This is a genomic window from Anaerosacchariphilus polymeriproducens, assembly GCF_003363435.1.
Lineage (GTDB): Bacteria > Bacillota > Clostridia > Lachnospirales > Lachnospiraceae > Anaerosacchariphilus > Anaerosacchariphilus polymeriproducens.
Genome location: NZ_QRCT01000028.1, coordinates 13,116 through 29,613 on the forward strand (window position 1 = coordinate 13,116; position 16,498 = coordinate 29,613).

Genomic DNA, 16,498 nt, shown 5'->3' on the forward strand with positions numbered 1-16,498 from the left:
TATTCAAGCCCTAATAATGTAACTTGATTTACTGAAAGACTGTTACACTAGTTATCTAGTGTAATGGTTTTTTAAATATTGGGAGGATCATTTTCATGATAGAAGAGATACAGGCCAAAACATTAGTTCAGAAAGTGAAGTATGATAATAACAAATGGTTTGGGATAGATTATAATATAAATTTGTATAAAGGTTGTTCTCACGGATGTATTTATTGTGACAGTCGAAGTAACTGCTATCAGATTGAGGATTTTGACAGAGTACGAGTAAAAGAAAATACTTCTGAAATATTGAGGAGAGAATTAAAGTCTAAAAAGATGAAAGGTGTAATTGGAATCGGTGCCATGTCTGATACTTACAACCCATACGAAGCTAAGTTGAAAGTAACAAGAAGAGCACTTGAATTAATTGATGAGTTTGGTTTCGGGATATCTATTGATACCAAAAGTGCACTAGTAACCAGAGATATCGATATCATTCAGAGAATAGTAAATAGACATTCGGGTATTGTTAAACTTACAATTACTACAGCAGATGATTTATTATCAAAAATAATAGAGCCAAATGTAAATGCAAGTTCAAAAAGATTTGAGACAATTAAGGAATTAAGCCGAGAAGGGATCTTTTGCGGTGTTTTATTGGCACCGCTATTGCCCTTTATTACGGATACAGAAGAAAATATTAAAGAAATTGTAAGGTTAGCTTATGAAAATGGTGCAAAATTTGTTTATGGTATGTATGGGGTTACGCTTAGAGAAAATCAAAGAGAATATTTTTATGAACAGCTAAATAATAAATTTGAAGGACTTACTTCTAAATACAGGGAACAATACAAGGATGCGTATTTTTGTAATAGTTTAAAAAGTAGACATTTGCAGAAAATATTAGAAGATGAGTGTAAGCAATATGGTCTTTTCTATAAAATGGAAGACATAATAGAAAATTACAAGAAGAAAAGGGACTATCAGCAGATTAGTTTGTTTTAGATTTTGTTAATTAATTAAAAAAGTATAAAGTACTTGCATTACTGTGTATTATTTGTTATATATATTATAGAACAGTCATATGTCTATTAGGTTAGGAGGTAAGATTATGAATATTAACAAATTTACGCAAAAATCCATTGAAGCAGTGAATGGATGTGAAAAACTTGCTTATGAATATGGGAATCAAGAAATAGAACAAGAACACTTATTAGTCAGCTTATTGACACAGGAAGACAGTCTTATTATAAAACTAATTGAAAAAATGGAAATAGATAAAGACCATTTCAGAAATAAGGCCATAGAATATCTTAGTAAACGTACCAAAGTATCAGGAGGTCAGATCTTTGTTGGTCAGAATTTAAATAAGGTTCTAATCCATGCTGAGGATGAAGCAGAACAAATGGGTGATGAATATGTATCTGTGGAACACTTGTTTTTAGCATTATTAAAGTATTCAAATTCTGCAATGAAAGAAATCTGGAAAGAGTATGGTATAACGAGAGATCGTTTTTTGCAGGCTTTAGCTACAGTTCGTGGAAATCAGAGAGTAACCACCGATAATCCGGAGGCTACTTATGATACACTGTCGAAATATGGTTTTGATATGGTAGAACGGGCGAAAGAACAAAAATTAGATCCTGTCATCGGAAGGGATGCGGAGATTCGTAATGTTATACGCATTCTCTCAAGGAAGACAAAGAACAACCCTGTTCTAATCGGAGAACCAGGGGTAGGAAAAACAGCAGTAGTAGAGGGGCTGGCACAAAGAATTGTTCGTGGTGATGTCCCGGAAGGCTTGAAGGATAAGAAACTTTTTGCTCTAGATATGGGAGCATTGGTTGCAGGCGCAAAATATCGTGGTGAATTTGAAGAACGTTTAAAAGCTGTACTTGAAGAGGTCAAAAAGAGTGAAGGAAGGATTATTCTGTTTATTGATGAGCTTCATACGATAGTAGGTGCAGGTAAGACAGATGGTGCGATGGATGCAGGGAATATGTTGAAACCTATGCTTGCAAGAGGTGAACTACATTGTATTGGAGCGACTACACTAGATGAATATCGTCAGTACATTGAGAAAGATGCTGCTTTAGAACGACGTTTCCAACCTGTCATGGTAGATGAACCGACAGTAGAAGATACGATTTCAATCTTAAGGGGATTAAAGGAACGTTATGAAGTTTTCCATGGAGTGAAAATTATGGATGCTGCTTTGGTATCGGCAGCAGTACTTTCACATCGGTATATAGCAGATCGGTTTTTACCAGATAAGGCCATTGATTTAGTAGATGAGGCATGTGCTTTGATAAAAACGGAGTTAGATTCCATGCCTACAGAGTTAGATGAATTACAAAGACGAATTATGCAAATGGAAATTGAAGAAGCGGCGTTGAAAAAAGAGACGGATCGTCTGAGTAAAGAACGTTTGCAAAATCTGCAGAGAGAAATGGCTGAACTAAGAGACCAATTTATTGCTAGTAAGACACAATGGGATAATGAGAAGAAATCTGTTGAAAAACTCCAGAAATTAAGAGAGGAAATAGAATCTCTGAATAATGAAATCCAAAAGGCAAAGATGAATTATGATTTAGAGAAGGCAGCAGAATTACAATACGGTACGTTGCCAAAACTTGAAGAGGAGTTGCAAATTGAAGAAAGTAAAATTAAAAAACAGGATTTAAGTTTGGTTCATGAAAGTGTAACGGATGAAGAGATTGCAAAAATTATTTCCAGATGGACGGGAATTCCGGTTTCCAAACTTACTGAAAATGAAAGAACCAAGATTTTGCATTTGGATAAGGAACTTCATAATCGTGTCGTTGGACAGGAAGAAGGAGTATCCAAAGTTACAGAAGCGATCATTCGATCAAAAGCTGGGATTAAAGATCCATCAAAACCAATAGGGTCTTTCCTATTCTTAGGTCCTACAGGTGTAGGAAAAACAGAATTAGCCAAAGCGTTAGCAGCTAGTCTGTTTGATGATGAGCAGAACATGGTTCGTATTGATATGAGTGAATATATGGAAAAATTTTCTGTATCCAGATTAATTGGAGCACCTCCAGGATATGTAGGATATGAGGAAGGTGGTCAGCTTTCGGAAGCGGTAAGAAGAAAACCATATTCTGTAGTATTATTTGATGAAATAGAAAAAGCTCATCCTGACGTTTTTAATGTGTTATTGCAAGTATTGGATGATGGTAGAATTACAGATTCACAAGGACGAACCGTAGATTTCAAGAATACAATTTTAATTATGACATCTAATATAGGTTCTGAGTATCTTTTGGATGGAATTGATCAAAATGGTGAAATCAAAGAAGAAAATGAAAAACTGGTCATGAATCAATTACGTGGAAGTTTCAGACCTGAATTTTTGAATCGTTTAGATGAAATTATTATGTTTAAACCGTTGACAAAATCTAATATTGGTATGATAATTAATTTGTTGGTTCAAGAATTGAATCAACGCTTGCAAGACAGAGAAATTTGTGTTGAATTAACAGACAGAGCAAAAGAATTTATTGTTGAACATGGATATGATCCTATTTATGGAGCAAGACCATTGAAACGATATTTACAAAAGCATGTAGAAACATTATCAGCTAAGTTGATTTTACAAGGTGATGTAAGTATAGGTGAAAAAATAATGATTGACGAAAATGAAGGACAATTAATTGCTCGTGTAGAAAAATAGAAGAGAGGAATTGAAAATGTTACCCAAAGATCCGGCCGTTTTGTTAAGTTATGTAAACACGCAGTTGCGAGATCATTATGAGAACTTTGATGAATTCTGTAATTGTTTATGCGTGGAACCCGAAAGGATTATTAATACTCTTGAAACCATTGATTACGAGTATAATCCCAAATGTAATCAATTTGTATAAATACAAAAGGAAAATAAGAGAGGACAAAAGAATGAATCAAGAACGTAATAAAATACAAAAAAAGATATGGGCAATTGAAATTGGGCTAGTGTTGAGTATTGCGGCATATATCGCATTTACTTTAATATTTAAGATTTTTAATATTTTAGCTTTTCAAATTATTGTAGTTGTTTTTTTAGTATTGATCCAATTAATTGAAGCTTTCATAGAACCATATTGGATGGGGCATCTTAAGGAGTTAAGTTCGGACTCTGCAAAAAAATCTGCCTATATAAAAATGGTTCTGTTAGGAGTTTCTAGTGTAATTTGTTTATCTGTCTTTATGTTTATGATCGGTGAAAATGATCAATCGGGATATTCTTCAGTAGGGTTTTATTTTGCAATTGGAGCAATCTTGATCAATCGATTAAAACATAAAGAGAAAAGAAAGTTCTTGGGAATTGAGGAAGAGACAGAAGAAAAGATTGAAAAAAATTATGAACCTCAAAATGTGAATGAGGAAGAAAATTCAAAAAATTAGTTAGTTGGGGTGTCGTATAAAATTGTGCGGCACCCTTTTTATAGGAAAATGAGTTCCAGTTCCTATAAAATAAGTAATCGTAAAGTATCCTAGGGGTATATATTTTTTCTAATAATTGCATATATTTTTCATAAGTAAGGAAATGGAGAATGTTCAATAATGAGAAAATTGTGCATGTATTTATTTCTGCTAAACATTGCTTTGCTATTTGTATTACAGTTTTGGAATAGCAAACAAAAGGAAACACTAGGGAATGAAGTAGTGAAACCTAAAGTTGCATTGACTTTTGATGATGGACCACATCCATACTATACCGCACAATTGTTGGATGCTTTAAAAGAAAGAAATGTGAAAGCAACTTTTTTTGTTATAGGTAAACAGATAGATGGAAATGAAGAAATTATAAAAAGAATGTATAAAGAAGGTCATCTCATTGGAAATCATACATATAATCATGTTAAGTTAAAAGGGTTAAGTGATAAACAAGCCTGTGAAGAATTGTTAAAGACGTGTAAAGTTTTACATAGAATAACAGGTGAATATACAGAATATATCAGACCTCCGTTTGGAGAGTGGAATCATAAGCTGGATTGCAAGATTAATATGATTCCTGTTATGTGGGACGTAGATCCAAAGGATTGGAGAAGTTCTAATGTTTCAAAAGTAGTAAAACAAGTAGTGACTGAGGTGGAAGAAAATGATATTATATTATTACACGATTATTATAAAACAAGTGTGCAGGCAGCAATAGAAATTGTAGATCAGTTACAAGAAGATGGATATCAATTTGTTACGGTAGATCAATTAATTCTAGATTAAAATGGAAAGTGGAGAAGATTATGAATACAGGAATTTTAGAAATTGATATTCATACTATGAATCAGTTTCAAGCAAAAGTAATGATAGACAGTAGTTTGAAAAAGGTGAGAGCAGATATCTATCGGATTCGAATTGTACATGGATATCATGGTGGAACTGTATTAAGAGATATGGTTAGAAAAGTTTATAAGGGGCATCCAAAAGTAAAAAGAATAGAGGTTGGAATCAATCAAGGAGAAACAGATTTAATATTAAGAGAGTTGTTTTAATTGGAGGAATTATGGATTTATTTGATTATATGAGAGAAAGTACAAGAGAGAAAGAATCTCCTTTAGCATCTCGAATCCGTCCTACAAAGTTAGAGGAAGTAGTAGGACAGCAGCACATTATTGGGAAAGATAAGCTGCTATTTAGAGCTATTAAAGCAGACAAGCTTAGTTCGCTTATATTTTATGGTCCACCGGGAACAGGGAAGACGACCTTAGCTAAGGTAATTGCCAATACGACCAGTGGAGTATTTATGCAGATTAATGCAACGGTTGCCGGAAAAAAAGATATGGAAGCGGTTGTAGAAAAAGCGAAAGATAATCGTGGGATGTATGGAAAGAAGACCATCTTATTTGTAGATGAGATTCATCGTTTTAATAAAGGGCAACAGGATTATTTATTACCTTTTGTAGAAGATGGGACTTTGATTTTGATTGGAGCGACTACTGAGAATCCTTTTTTTGAAGTAAATAGTGCATTATTGTCCAGATCAAGTGTTTTTGAACTGAAAGCATTAGAGAAGGATGAGATTAAACAGCTTTTAAAAAGGGCTGTTTATGATAAAGAAAAAGGTATGGGTGCATATGAAGCCTGTATAGAAGAAGATGCATTAGACTTTTTGGCAGAAGTAGCCAATGGAGATGCACGTTCAGCTTTAAATGCAATTGAACTTGGAATTCTTACCACTCCAAGAAACGACGATGGGAAGATTTATATTACCATTGACGTAGCGTCTGAATGTATTCAAAAGAGGGTTATTAAATATGATAAAAATGGGGATCAGCATTATGATACCATTTCTGCATTCATTAAAAGTATGCGGGGTTCAGATCCGGATGCCGCCGTTTATTATCTGGCGCGTCTGCTATATGTAGGAGAAGATATTAAATTCATTGCGAGAAGGATTATGATATGTGCAGCAGAGGATGTTGGGAATGCTGATCCTCAGGCATTGGTAGTAGCGACAACAGCAGCTCAGGCGGTCGAGCGTCTAGGAATGCCGGAAGCCAGAATTGTTTTGGCTCAGGCGGTTACTTATATAGCAACCGCGCCTAAAAGTAATGCTTGTATTTTAGCCATTGATAAAGCGATGGATATTGTTAAGAGTACTCAAACTGCAGGTATTCCCGCACATTTAAAGGATGCACATTATAAAGGGGCAGCCAAATTGGGACATGGATCCGGATATCAATATGCGCATAATTATCCGAACCATTATGTGAAACAGCAGTATTTACCAACTGGTTTAGAGGAAGTACATTTTTACGAACCGACAGATTTGGGTTATGAAAAAACAATCAAAGATTATTTAAAATTTATAAAAGCAATAGAATAGGGTGAATGGGTAATACTATTATAAAGATTAGAGCAAAAACAATAGATTAAGAAAGGAATTCATATGAAAAGACTAAGTAAAACATTAAAAGGGATTTTATTTATATTTGCAGTAATTATTTTATTTACCGGCTGCGGGAAGGCTGATAAATCAGATAATAATTCAGAAGCAAAAATACAAGATGAGGTACAAACAAGAGAAGGGACACAAACAAAAGAAGATATACAAACGAAAGATGAAAAGAGTTCTAAGATTGAAGAAACAAAAGAAGCTTTGAATATAAAAGAAGCAGCAGCTAAAAAAGAGAAAGCTAAAAAAGAGGAAAATAAAAAAACGAAAGTTCAAAAGAAAGAAGCAGAAAAAAAGGCTTTGAAAGAAGTGAACGAAACAGTTTATGTAACTGCTTCCAGTGTGAATATGAGAGAGAGCAGTTCGGTAGAAGCAAAAGTAGTTCAAACTCTTACGAAAAGAACTAAGTTGCAAAGAATTGGATTTAGTAGTGAATGGAGCAAAGTAGTTCTGGATGGAAAGGAAGGTTATATTTCGTCTGAATTTTTAACGACGGAAGAACCAAAAGCAGCCGGAAGAGTTGTTGCAATTGATGCGGGACATCAACTTCACGGAAACAGTGAACAAGAACCGATTGGACCAGGCGCCTCAGCAACTAAGGCTAAAGTTACTTCTGGTACAAGCGGATGTGTTACCGGATTACCTGAATATAAATTGAATTTAACAGTTTCTTTGAAGTTAAAAGAGGAATTAATCAAACGTGGTTACGAAGTTGTTATGATAAGGGAAACTCATGAAGTAAATATGAGCAATCAAGAACGGGCAGCGGTTGCAAATGACAGTGGAGCTGAGATTTTTGTTAGGATTCATGCAAATTCTTCAAATAACAGCGGCGTTAGTGGAGCGCTGACCATATGTCCTACAGCTAACAATCCATATATCAGTAATCTTTATACGGAAAGTAAAGATTTATCCTCTTCTGTTATTAATAATATTGTATCATCAACAGGAGCAAATAATAAAGGGGTTCTTGAACTTGATAATATGAGTGGAATTAACTGGTGCAAAATACCGGTCACCATTGTAGAAATGGGATTTATGAGCAATCCATCTGAGGATCAATTACTTGCAGATGATTCTTATCAAAATAAGATGGTTCAGGGTATTTCTAATGGAATAGATGAATATTTTGAAAGTCATTAGAGAATGAAAGGCTGATTCTATGTATTTACATGGAATCAGCCTTTATCTTTGAATGCATATTTGGATAATCGATATAATAATTGGAAATTCCTATAAAAGGAGTTCTTCAATCGGTAATTTTTTTATAGGGCATGGTTCTTCATCCGGATAACCTAACGTAAGGAGACTTACAAATCGAATCGTTTCATCCCAATTAAATAATTCTCTAATTTTATTTTCATCAGCCATTTTCACCCAGCAAGTACCTAACCCAAGCTCTGCAGCTCTCAAAACAATATGTTCAATTGCGATTGCAGCATTAAAAGATACTTCTCCAATAAGATTTTCTAATTGGATATCCTTAAGAGAATCAGCTCTGTTTTGGATCAAGTTGTAGAATTTATCACCAAGGATATTCAATTTATGTAATTCTTTAATGCTGGACTGTGTTTGAGTGATATATTTTTTAATATCAGCGCAGCATATTATTATCACAGGAGCTTGAGAAACATGCTTTTGATGGAAGGAATATTGAGCTATTTTCTGTCTTGTTTCAAAATCTTTTACTATTTTAAAACGCCAGGGTTGTGAATTGCAAGCGGATGGAGCAAGTCTGGCACATTCGATTAAATCCATTAGTATCTCATCGGAAATTTCGTCCGGTTTATATTTTCTTATGCTTCGTCTTTGGGTTATACATTCTTTAACAGTCATTTTTTTGTATCCTCCTTTGATGTCTTGTTAATTAATGATAATAGATCTTTTAGCATATAATCGAAACCACTTTCATCTTTGCTGATTCTGTAATAAATAATGTAACCTTCATAAATAGCAAATGCTTTTTTGGCAGTTATATCAGCCACATTTTTGGATAAACCTGAAACTTGCAGAGAACTTGAAAATACATTTATTAATTTTCTCATACCTATTGCATAGGCATTTGTTAAGTCATCTTGAACAAAAGCAAGTTCTAATCCCAGTATTGCTATTGGGCAGCCGAAATATTTGCCTTCAGATACAGCTTTTTTTATATCAGTTATCATTCGGTTGATAAATATATTCCATGGCTTGGATGATAATGGTATGAGCCAATTTCTGAGAATTACATTTCCGTAATAATCTGCTACTTCAAGACCTAAGTCTTTTTTACTGGAAAAATAAAAGTAAAAAGAGCCCTTTGTTGTATTTGTTTGTTTTAAAATATCATTAATACCGGTTTTAGAATATCCATTTTTTAAAAATAATTCAGCAGCTGTTTCAATTAATAATAGTTTTGTTTGTTCGCCTTTACTTGGTTTCATGCTAATACTCCATTTATTAAATAATAAAGTAATAATAAACCGAATGGTCTATTTTGTCAATAAGAAATAAAAAAATGAATAAAATATATTGACAACAAATGCTAAGATGATTATACTAACATATGAACAGACGTACATATGTAATAAGATCGGAGGAATTATTATGTTAAAAGAAAAAGAGAGAGAGAACGTGTTGAAAGATAACAATTCTAAATCTTGTGGATGCGAATATACGCATAAAGAACATAAAGAAATAGACGAATGTAAAGACAGTTGTATCTATACACTGGAGAATTTAGGATGTGCTCACTGTGCAGCAAAAATGGAGAAAAAAATTCAAGAGCTTCCAAATGTCACAGAGGCAACTATTACTTTTTCTACAAAGCAATTGCGTTTAAAAGCTAAGGATAAGGAAGTCCTTTTGCCTGAAATACAAAAAATTTGTGAGTCAATTGAATCTGAAGTCAAGGTGGTTCCTAAGGAGAAAAGAAATAATAAGACGAAGGAAAAACTGGATCATTCACTTGAGATGAAAAAAGAATTTATAGAATTAATAATAGGAATTGGATTTTTTGCATTAGGTAAATTTTTGGAAGAAACAAAACCTGAATGGTCTTTATTGATGTTTGTAATTTCTTATCTGCTATTAGGAAGAAGCATTTTATTATCGGCAGTCAAGAATCTGATAAAAGGTCAGGTTTTAGATGAAAATTTTTTAATGAGTGTTGCAACTCTAGGAGCTTTTATAATAAAAGATTATCCGGAAGCTGTAGGAGTTATGCTTTTCTTTAGAGTTGGAGAATTTTTTGAACATAAAGCGGTTGAAAAAAGTCGTGGTCAAATCATGGATGCCATTGATATGAGACCGGAAGTTGTAAACTTAGTTAAGGACAAAGAAATTGAAATAATAGATGCACAAGAAGCGGAAGCAGGCCAGATTTTATTAGTTCGTCCTGGAGACCGTATCCCATTAGATGGTAATGTAGTAGAAGGAGAGAGCAGGATTGACACATCACCAGTAACTGGAGAGCCGGTACCTGTTAAAGTGCAGCCGGGAAGTCAGGTGATTTCAGGTTGTATCAATACTTCAGGAGTATTAAAGATAAAAGTTGAAAAAGTATTAGAGGAATCTATGGTTACTCGTATTTTGGATGCAGTGGAAAATGCAGCAGCCAGTAAACCTAGAATCGAACGTTTTATAACTAGGTTCTCAAGAGTCTATACTCCGATTGTTGTAAGTATTGCTGCAATTACAGCTATCGTACCTTCTTTAATAACTGGTAACTGGAATCACTGGGTCTATACAGGTTTAACATTTTTGGTAATTAGTTGTCCGTGTGCATTAGTTTTAAGTGTTCCTTTATCCTTCTTCTCTGGGATAGGAGCAGGGTCCAAGAAGGGAATATTGTTTAAGGCAGGATCGGCATTGGAAGCATTATATGAAGTGAAAGCGATTGTTATGGATAAAACAGGTACTCTGACAAAAGGTAATTTTATGGTACAGAAAATACATGCGGTAAATTACATGGAGCCAGATCAAATATTATCCATGGCTGCCAGTTGTGAACAATCTTCGACACATCCGATTGGGAATAGTATTCTTTTGGCAGCAGAAGAAAAATCGCTTAAAATTGAAAGTCCAAGTGCGATAAAGGAAATTGCTGGTCAGGGAATTAAAGCAGATGTAGCAAACGGACAGATTTTGTGTGGAAATAGAAAATTAATGGAAAATCATCAAGTGGCGATTTCAGGTTTGGAACAGAGTGGATCTGGGACTGAAGTATTCGTTGCTTTGAATGGAAAATTGGCAGGACAAATTCAAATTTCAGATACGATAAAAGAAGACGCAGCGATGGCAGTTTCAGGTATGAAAAAATTAGGGATCCGTACAGCCATGTTGACCGGGGATCAAAAAGAAAGTGCTCAGGCTGTGGCTCAGGAAATTGGAATTGAAGAAGTCTATTCTAAATTATTACCAGAAGATAAATTGAATCGTCTAAAGGAAATTAGAAAAAAACATGGATCAGTCATGTTTGTTGGAGATGGTATTAATGATGCACCTGTATTGGCCGGAGCAGACGTTGGTGCAGCTATGGGAGCTGGTGCAGATGCCGCAATTGTAGCAGCAGATGTAGTGTTCATGACATCCAATATGAGTGCAGTTCTTCAGTCGATTCAGATTGCAAAAGAAACAAATAAGATAGCTAAGCAGAATGTTATTTTTGCATTAGCAGTAAAAGCAGTTGTAATGATTCTAGGTTTGACCGGGTATGCTTCCATGTGGATGGCTGTATTTGCAGATTCCGGAGTTGCAATGCTATGTATTTTAAATTCAATTCGGATTCTATATAAGAAGAATCGCCAAATTTAAATTTTATCTATTCATTTGTGGAAAAAAATGATAAAATGAGTCATAAAAGAATTTGGAAGGAAGAGAACGATGGGGTATAAACAAGAAAAATTAGAGTATTTATATGCAGATGAAGATTTAGTAGAAAAAGTAAATGATAATATGCCCGATGATGAAGAAATATATTTTCTTGCGGAATTGTATAAAGTATTTGCGGATCCAACCAGAATCAAGATTATGTATGTATTGACAAAGGGGGAGATGTGTGTTAGAGACATTGCCCAAATACTTAATATGACACAGAGTTCGATATCCCATCAGCTGCGTGTTTTAAAACAAAGCAGATTGGTGAAATTTAAGCGGGAGGGAAAGGTTATTTTTTATTCCCTTGCGGATGAACATGTTTATACAATATTAAATCAAGGATTTGAGCACATTGCCGAGTAAATGGTAATGTGCTTGATCTTTAATTATGCATTAACTGCTTCATAATATATGCATAGATATTTTGACTTTCCTCGTTCCAATTATTGCAGATTGCTTCTGCCTGTTCTTTGGTAGGAACGGTAAGGGTTAAGTCGATTAAATTAGAATCTTTTTCTTTTACCTGACATCTTACAGCAAAATCTTGATTTGTAGTTTTGTAATAATCCGCTAGGATTGAGCCCTCATTTCTAAGCTGAAACTTGTTGTTTTTAAAGTATTCATGAATATCTTCTATGATAGCGTCTGATATTTTATTGCCAAAGAAGTTGAGAGTATTTTCACCTTCTTGAGTTAAATGATAATAAGAGCTGTTTCGTATTGTCTCAGCACGAATTAAATCAGAGTCTATCATTTCTGAAATTGCCTGTTGTATTGTAAAATAGGTGGTATACTCTTTTTCTAGAATAAAATCAGAAATTTGTGCATTATTTAGAGGAAAATCCACTTTGTTCAACATATATAAAATAATTAATTTGTATAAAATTATTGATTCTGACATCAGCTACCTCCGTGACAGTTTTCCCTGCCATGTATCATTTTCTTTTAGTTTTTTCTGAATGGTATTTAAAACGTATCGTTTACTTTTACTCCACAAAGGAGCTACCAAAAGTTCTTTGGGACCATCACCGGTTAAGCGATGGATAACAATATCTTGTGGTAAATATTCTAAACATTCGATTACCAAATCACAATATTCCTCTAGTTGAAAAACAGGAAAAGGATTATTTTTGTAATATTGCGCTAAATCTGTATCTGACAGAATATGCAGTAGTTGTAATTTTATGCCCATTATTCCTAAAGTACCTATATAAGAGACAGTTTTTAGGATATCGGATTTTGTTTCGTTTGGGAGTCCCAAAATAATATGGACTACAATTTTAATATTGCGTATTTGTAATTCTTTTACGGCTGATTCAAAACAAGAAAGTGAATAGCCTCTTCGGATGAATATGGCGGTGGACTCGTGAATGGTTTGCAGTCCCAATTCAATCCAAACAGGTTTTATCTGATTTAGTTCAGATAAAAGATCCAGAATTTCTAATGAAAGACAATCCGGTCGTGTTCCAATGGATAAAATGGATATATCAGGATGGGAAATCGCTTGTTTAAAGATATCTCTTAAGTACTCAACAGGCGCATAAGTATTGGTAAAGGCTTGAAAGTATGCAATATACTTTTTTCCGGTTTGTTTATTAGAGAGTAGAGACTTTCCGGCTTCAATTTGCTCCCAAATGCTTAATCCAGGGGAAGAAGCGAAATCTCCAGAACCGCCGTGACTGCAAAAGATGCAGCCGCGCTCGTCTAATGTTCCGTCACGATTGGGGCAAGTCATACCACCATTTAATGCTAGTTTATATATTTTTTCACCGTAATATTCTTTTAAATAGTAATCTAAAGAATAGTAACGTTTTTCATTCCAATGTGTCCTCATAAGATTATTTAATATGTGTTTTTATTGCCGTACTTACTGCATCAGCCACACGTGAATCGAATGCTTCCGGTATAATATAATTTTCAGATAATTTATCCTCCGGTATTAATTCGGCTATTGCCAATGCCGCAGCTAATTTCATTTCCTCTGTAATCTGTGAAGCTCTGCCTTCTAAAGCACCTTTGAAGATTCCTGGAAAAGCAATTACATTATTTACCTGATTAGGAAAGTCTGAGCGTCCGGTTCCTACAACTTTTGCGCCTGCTGCTTTTGCAATGTCAGGCATGATTTCCGGTATTGGATTTGCCATTGCAAATATGATACTGTCTTTATTCATAGTAGATACCATTTCTGAAGTTACAATATTGGGAGCAGAGACTCCTACAAAAATATCAGCACCGACAAAAGCATCTGCCAGACTGCCGGTTTGGCCTTTTAAGTTCGTGACTTCCATCATTTCTTTCTGCATCCAGTTCAAGTCCGGAGTATCTTTGGATAGAATACCGGGTCTATCACACATGATAACATCTTTAAAACCGTAGGATAATAAAATTTTTGTAATAGCAATACCTGCTGAACCCGCACCATTGACTACGATCTTACAAGAATCTATTTTTTTACCGGTTACTTTTAAACCATTAATAATACCGGCGAGTACAACAATAGCTGTACCATGCTGGTCATCATGAAAAACCGGGATATCTAATAGTTCATTAAGACGAGCTTCGATTTCAAAGCATCTTGGTGCAGAGATATCTTCTAAGTTGATCCCTCCGAAAGCAGGTGCTATATTGATTACAGTTTTAATAATTTCTTCTGTATCTTGGGTATCCAGACAGATAGGAAAGGCATTGACATTAGCAAACTCTTTGAACAATACAGCTTTTCCTTCCATAACAGGCATTGCAGCAAGAGCGCCTATGTTCCCCAGTCCTAATACAGCACTTCCATCAGAAACGACTGCCACCGTATTAGCTTTCATAGTATAACGATATGCTTCTTCTTTATTTTCAGCAATTACTTTACAAGGTTCAGCAACTCCTGGTGTGTATGCAAGAGCCAGGTCTTCGCGTGACTTCACTGAAGTTTTGGAAATGGTTTCAAGTTTTCCATTCCATTCTGCATGCAAAAGTAATGCCTTTTCGTTGGTTGTCATATTATCACCTATATTCTTTTATTTTCTATTCATAACAATAGAAAGCTCCTGAAGGGCTTTCTATCATTACAACAAAACAATCATAACATTTTCAAAATGTCAAATCAATAGGTAGGGAAAATTATTTATTTCCTTTAATAAAGTATAAAAATTTTATTTTGCCCATGACAAACGTACCCAAATGCGTTATAATGGTTTAAATATACATCAATGTCGTGTCTGACAAGAACTCCCTTATTAAGATGTAGTGATCAGAAAAGATAGATAGAAATAAATGCAAGGAGAAAAGTATGCGGGAAAAATACGAAACCTTATCATTGACAGTATTAAAAGAAATTGCAAAATCAAGAGGTATCAAAAATATTTCAACTATGAAGAAAAGTCAGGTGATTGAAGCTATGCTTGCAGAAGATGCAAAATTAAATACCGAAAATAAATCTGAAGCAAGTGAAGGTAAAAAAACACCTGCAAAAAGCAGATTAAAAGAAGACAAAAAAAATGAGCCCAAGGCAGAAAAAATGGTGGATACAAAAGAGGAGAAGAGATCAGATAGAACAGATGGAAATGAAGTAGAGCAATTGGATAGTGGAAGTATTGCCAATGGTATATTAGAAGTTCTCCCTGATGGTTATGGATTCATTCGCTGTGCGAATTATTTGCCAGGAGAAAATGATGTATACGTAAGTCCTTCTCAAATCCGAAAATTTAATTTGAAGACGGGTGATATTGTATGTGGAAATACCAGAGTAAAAACGACTGCTGAAAAATTCAGTGCATTATTATATGTGAAGTCTATCAACGATTTTCATCCAAATGAAGCATCCAGAAGATATAATTTCGAAGATATGACTCCCATTTTTCCGGATAAAAGAATTCGTCTCGAGACTCAGACGAACTCAACGGCCATGAGAATAGTAGATATGGTATCTCCAATAGGAAAAGGGCAGAGAGGTATGATTGTATCCCCACCAAAAGCAGGAAAGACAACTCTTTTAAAACAAGTTGCCAAATCTATCACAAAAAATAATCCGGAAATGCATATGATTATTTTATTAATTGATGAACGTCCCGAAGAAGTAACAGATATCAGAGAAGCGATAGAAGGGAAGAATGTAGAAGTTATTTATTCTACATTTGATGAACTGCCTGAACATCATAAAAGGGTATCAGAAATGGTAATTGAACGTGCGAAACGGTTAGTAGAGCACAAAAAAGATGTTACAATTTTATTAGATAGCATTACAAGATTGGCAAGAGCTTACAATTTAACAGTCCCACCAAGTGGAAGGACTTTATCAGGTGGTCTGGATCCTGCCGCTCTTCATATGCCAAAACGTTTTTTTGGTGCCGCAAGAAATATGCGTGAAGGGGGAAGCCTTACCATTCTGGCAACCGCTCTTGTAGATACCGGAAGTAAGATGGATGATGTTGTTTATGAAGAGTTTAAAGGGACCGGTAATATGGAACTGGTGCTGGATCGTAAACTTTCAGAAAAACGGGTTTTCCCGGCCATTGACATTACCAAATCTGGAACAAGGAGAGAGGATCTACTTTTGGACCAGGAAGAGCAGGAAGCTGTGTATATCATGCGTAAAGCTATTAATGGTATGAAAACAGATGAAGCAGTAGAAAGCATTTTAAATTTATTTGTCCGAACGAAAAATAATAAAGAATTTTCACAAATGGTAAAGAAAACAAAAATTATATAAGATTTTTAAAATGTCTTGCAAATACAGATAGCATATGATACAATAATTAAGCTGTTCGTAAAG

The 16,498-nt window shown here is 34.6% G+C and carries 16 protein-coding genes; 11 read left to right on the forward strand and 5 right to left on the reverse strand.

Annotated features, from left to right (window positions below; translation table 11 throughout):
- Positions 1-95: 95 nt before the first annotated feature.
- The 8 genes from DWV06_RS09780 to DWV06_RS09815 all read left to right on the forward strand — a co-directional run bounded on the left by DWV06_RS09780 (position 96) and on the right by DWV06_RS09815 (position 8,022).
- Positions 96-986 carry an SPL family radical SAM protein gene (locus DWV06_RS09780; RefSeq protein WP_115482005.1) on the forward strand — a complete coding sequence of 297 codons (891 nt, stop codon included), beginning with the start codon at positions 96-98 and terminating at the stop codon, positions 984-986.
- 106 nt (positions 987-1,092) lie between these two features.
- Entirely contained in the window at positions 1,093-3,678 is a 2,586-nt protein-coding gene (gene clpB / locus DWV06_RS09785; RefSeq protein WP_115482006.1) for an ATP-dependent chaperone ClpB, read from the forward strand.
- A 10-nt stretch (positions 3,679-3,688) separates the two neighbouring features.
- On the forward strand, positions 3,689-3,868 hold the full coding sequence (locus DWV06_RS09790; protein ID WP_193726013.1) for a DUF4250 domain-containing protein: 180 nt from the start codon (positions 3,689-3,691) through the stop codon (positions 3,866-3,868).
- Between the two features lie 31 nt (positions 3,869-3,899).
- Positions 3,900-4,388, forward strand: a complete 489-nt coding sequence (locus DWV06_RS09795) for a hypothetical protein (protein ID WP_115482008.1) — start codon at positions 3,900-3,902, stop codon at positions 4,386-4,388.
- Positions 4,389-4,547: 159 nt separating this feature from the next.
- Positions 4,548-5,207 (forward strand): polysaccharide deacetylase family protein, encoded by a 660-nt coding sequence (locus DWV06_RS09800; RefSeq protein WP_235828936.1) that lies wholly within the window; start codon positions 4,548-4,550, stop codon positions 5,205-5,207.
- A gap of 20 nt (positions 5,208-5,227) precedes the next feature.
- Entirely contained in the window at positions 5,228-5,476 is a 249-nt protein-coding gene (locus tag DWV06_RS09805) for a Smr/MutS family protein (RefSeq protein WP_115482009.1), read from the forward strand.
- 11 nt (positions 5,477-5,487) lie between these two features.
- Complete coding sequence (locus DWV06_RS09810) at positions 5,488-6,810, forward strand: replication-associated recombination protein A (protein ID WP_115482010.1); 1,323 nt, start codon at positions 5,488-5,490, stop codon at positions 6,808-6,810.
- Between the two features lie 63 nt (positions 6,811-6,873).
- Entirely contained in the window at positions 6,874-8,022 is a 1,149-nt protein-coding gene (locus DWV06_RS09815; protein WP_115482011.1) for an N-acetylmuramoyl-L-alanine amidase, read from the forward strand.
- Between the two features lie 90 nt (positions 8,023-8,112).
- On the opposite strand, the gene DWV06_RS09820 is transcribed toward DWV06_RS09815, so the two are convergent.
- Both DWV06_RS09820 and DWV06_RS09825 read right to left on the reverse strand, forming a co-directional pair.
- Positions 8,113-8,715, reverse strand: a complete 603-nt coding sequence (locus DWV06_RS09820) for a nitroreductase family protein (protein ID WP_115482012.1) — start codon at positions 8,713-8,715, stop codon at positions 8,113-8,115.
- Entirely contained in the window at positions 8,712-9,302 is a 591-nt protein-coding gene (locus tag DWV06_RS09825; RefSeq protein WP_115482013.1) for a TetR/AcrR family transcriptional regulator, read from the reverse strand. Before DWV06_RS09825 ends, DWV06_RS09820 begins: the two co-directional genes overlap by 4 nt.
- 163 nt (positions 9,303-9,465) lie before the next feature.
- Here DWV06_RS09825 and DWV06_RS09830 point away from each other — a divergent pair, with 163 nt between their 5' ends.
- Together DWV06_RS09830 and DWV06_RS09835 are read left to right on the forward strand one after the other, a co-directional pair.
- Positions 9,466-11,673 (forward strand): heavy metal translocating P-type ATPase, encoded by a 2,208-nt coding sequence (locus DWV06_RS09830; protein WP_115482014.1) that lies wholly within the window; start codon positions 9,466-9,468, stop codon positions 11,671-11,673.
- Positions 11,674-11,742: 69 nt separating this feature from the next.
- Positions 11,743-12,099: an ArsR/SmtB family transcription factor gene (locus DWV06_RS09835; RefSeq protein WP_115482015.1), complete on the forward strand. Its 357-nt coding sequence runs from the start codon at positions 11,743-11,745 to the stop codon at positions 12,097-12,099.
- 19 nt (positions 12,100-12,118) lie between these two features.
- Here DWV06_RS09835 and DWV06_RS09840 read toward each other — a convergent pair whose 3' ends face one another.
- Genes DWV06_RS09840 through DWV06_RS09850 form a run of 3 tightly spaced genes read right to left on the reverse strand, consistent with a single transcriptional unit; the run spans position 12,119 to position 14,726 of the window.
- Positions 12,119-12,637, reverse strand: a complete 519-nt coding sequence (locus DWV06_RS09840; RefSeq protein WP_331463311.1) for a DUF4364 family protein — start codon at positions 12,635-12,637, stop codon at positions 12,119-12,121.
- A gap of 3 nt (positions 12,638-12,640) precedes the next feature.
- The gene (locus DWV06_RS09845) at positions 12,641-13,570 is read right to left on the reverse strand and encodes a TIGR01212 family radical SAM protein (RefSeq protein ID WP_115482017.1); all 930 of its coding nucleotides are present in this window, start codon (positions 13,568-13,570) and stop codon (positions 12,641-12,643) included.
- Between the two features lie 4 nt (positions 13,571-13,574).
- Positions 13,575-14,726: an NAD(P)-dependent malic enzyme gene (locus tag DWV06_RS09850; RefSeq protein ID WP_115482018.1), complete on the reverse strand. Its 1,152-nt coding sequence runs from the start codon at positions 14,724-14,726 to the stop codon at positions 13,575-13,577.
- 290 nt (positions 14,727-15,016) lie between these two features.
- On the opposite strand from DWV06_RS09850, the gene rho reads away from it, so the two are divergent.
- Positions 15,017-16,435, forward strand: a complete 1,419-nt coding sequence (gene rho / locus DWV06_RS09855; protein ID WP_115482019.1) for a transcription termination factor Rho — start codon at positions 15,017-15,019, stop codon at positions 16,433-16,435.
- The last annotated feature ends 63 nt before the right edge of the window (positions 16,436-16,498 follow it).

Excerpts from the sequence above, each read along its gene's own strand:
- DWV06_RS09780 (WP_115482005.1), top strand. The coding sequence starts at position 96 with ATGATAGAAGAGATACAGGCCAAAACATTAGTTCAGAAAGTGAAGTAT.
- clpB (WP_115482006.1), top strand. The coding sequence starts at position 1,093 with ATGAATATTAACAAATTTACGCAAAAATCCATTGAAGCAGTGAATGGA.
- DWV06_RS09795 (WP_115482008.1), top strand. The coding sequence starts at position 3,900 with ATGAATCAAGAACGTAATAAAATACAAAAAAAGATATGGGCAATTGAA.
- DWV06_RS09800 (WP_235828936.1), top strand. The coding sequence starts at position 4,548 with ATGAGAAAATTGTGCATGTATTTATTTCTGCTAAACATTGCTTTGCTA.
- DWV06_RS09805 (WP_115482009.1), top strand. The coding sequence starts at position 5,228 with ATGAATACAGGAATTTTAGAAATTGATATTCATACTATGAATCAGTTT.
- DWV06_RS09810 (WP_115482010.1), top strand. The coding sequence starts at position 5,488 with ATGGATTTATTTGATTATATGAGAGAAAGTACAAGAGAGAAAGAATCT.
- DWV06_RS09815 (WP_115482011.1), top strand. The coding sequence starts at position 6,874 with ATGAAAAGACTAAGTAAAACATTAAAAGGGATTTTATTTATATTTGCA.
- DWV06_RS09820 (WP_115482012.1), bottom strand. The coding sequence starts at position 8,715 with ATGACTGTTAAAGAATGTATAACCCAAAGACGAAGCATAAGAAAATAT.
- DWV06_RS09825 (WP_115482013.1), bottom strand. The coding sequence starts at position 9,302 with ATGAAACCAAGTAAAGGCGAACAAACAAAACTATTATTAATTGAAACA.
- DWV06_RS09830 (WP_115482014.1), top strand. The coding sequence starts at position 9,466 with ATGTTAAAAGAAAAAGAGAGAGAGAACGTGTTGAAAGATAACAATTCT.
- DWV06_RS09835 (WP_115482015.1), top strand. The coding sequence starts at position 11,743 with ATGGGGTATAAACAAGAAAAATTAGAGTATTTATATGCAGATGAAGAT.
- DWV06_RS09840 (WP_331463311.1), bottom strand. The coding sequence starts at position 12,637 with ATGTCAGAATCAATAATTTTATACAAATTAATTATTTTATATATGTTG.
- DWV06_RS09845 (WP_115482017.1), bottom strand. The coding sequence starts at position 13,570 with ATGAGGACACATTGGAATGAAAAACGTTACTATTCTTTAGATTACTAT.
- DWV06_RS09850 (WP_115482018.1), bottom strand. The coding sequence starts at position 14,726 with ATGACAACCAACGAAAAGGCATTACTTTTGCATGCAGAATGGAATGGA.
- rho (WP_115482019.1), top strand. The coding sequence starts at position 15,017 with ATGCGGGAAAAATACGAAACCTTATCATTGACAGTATTAAAAGAAATT.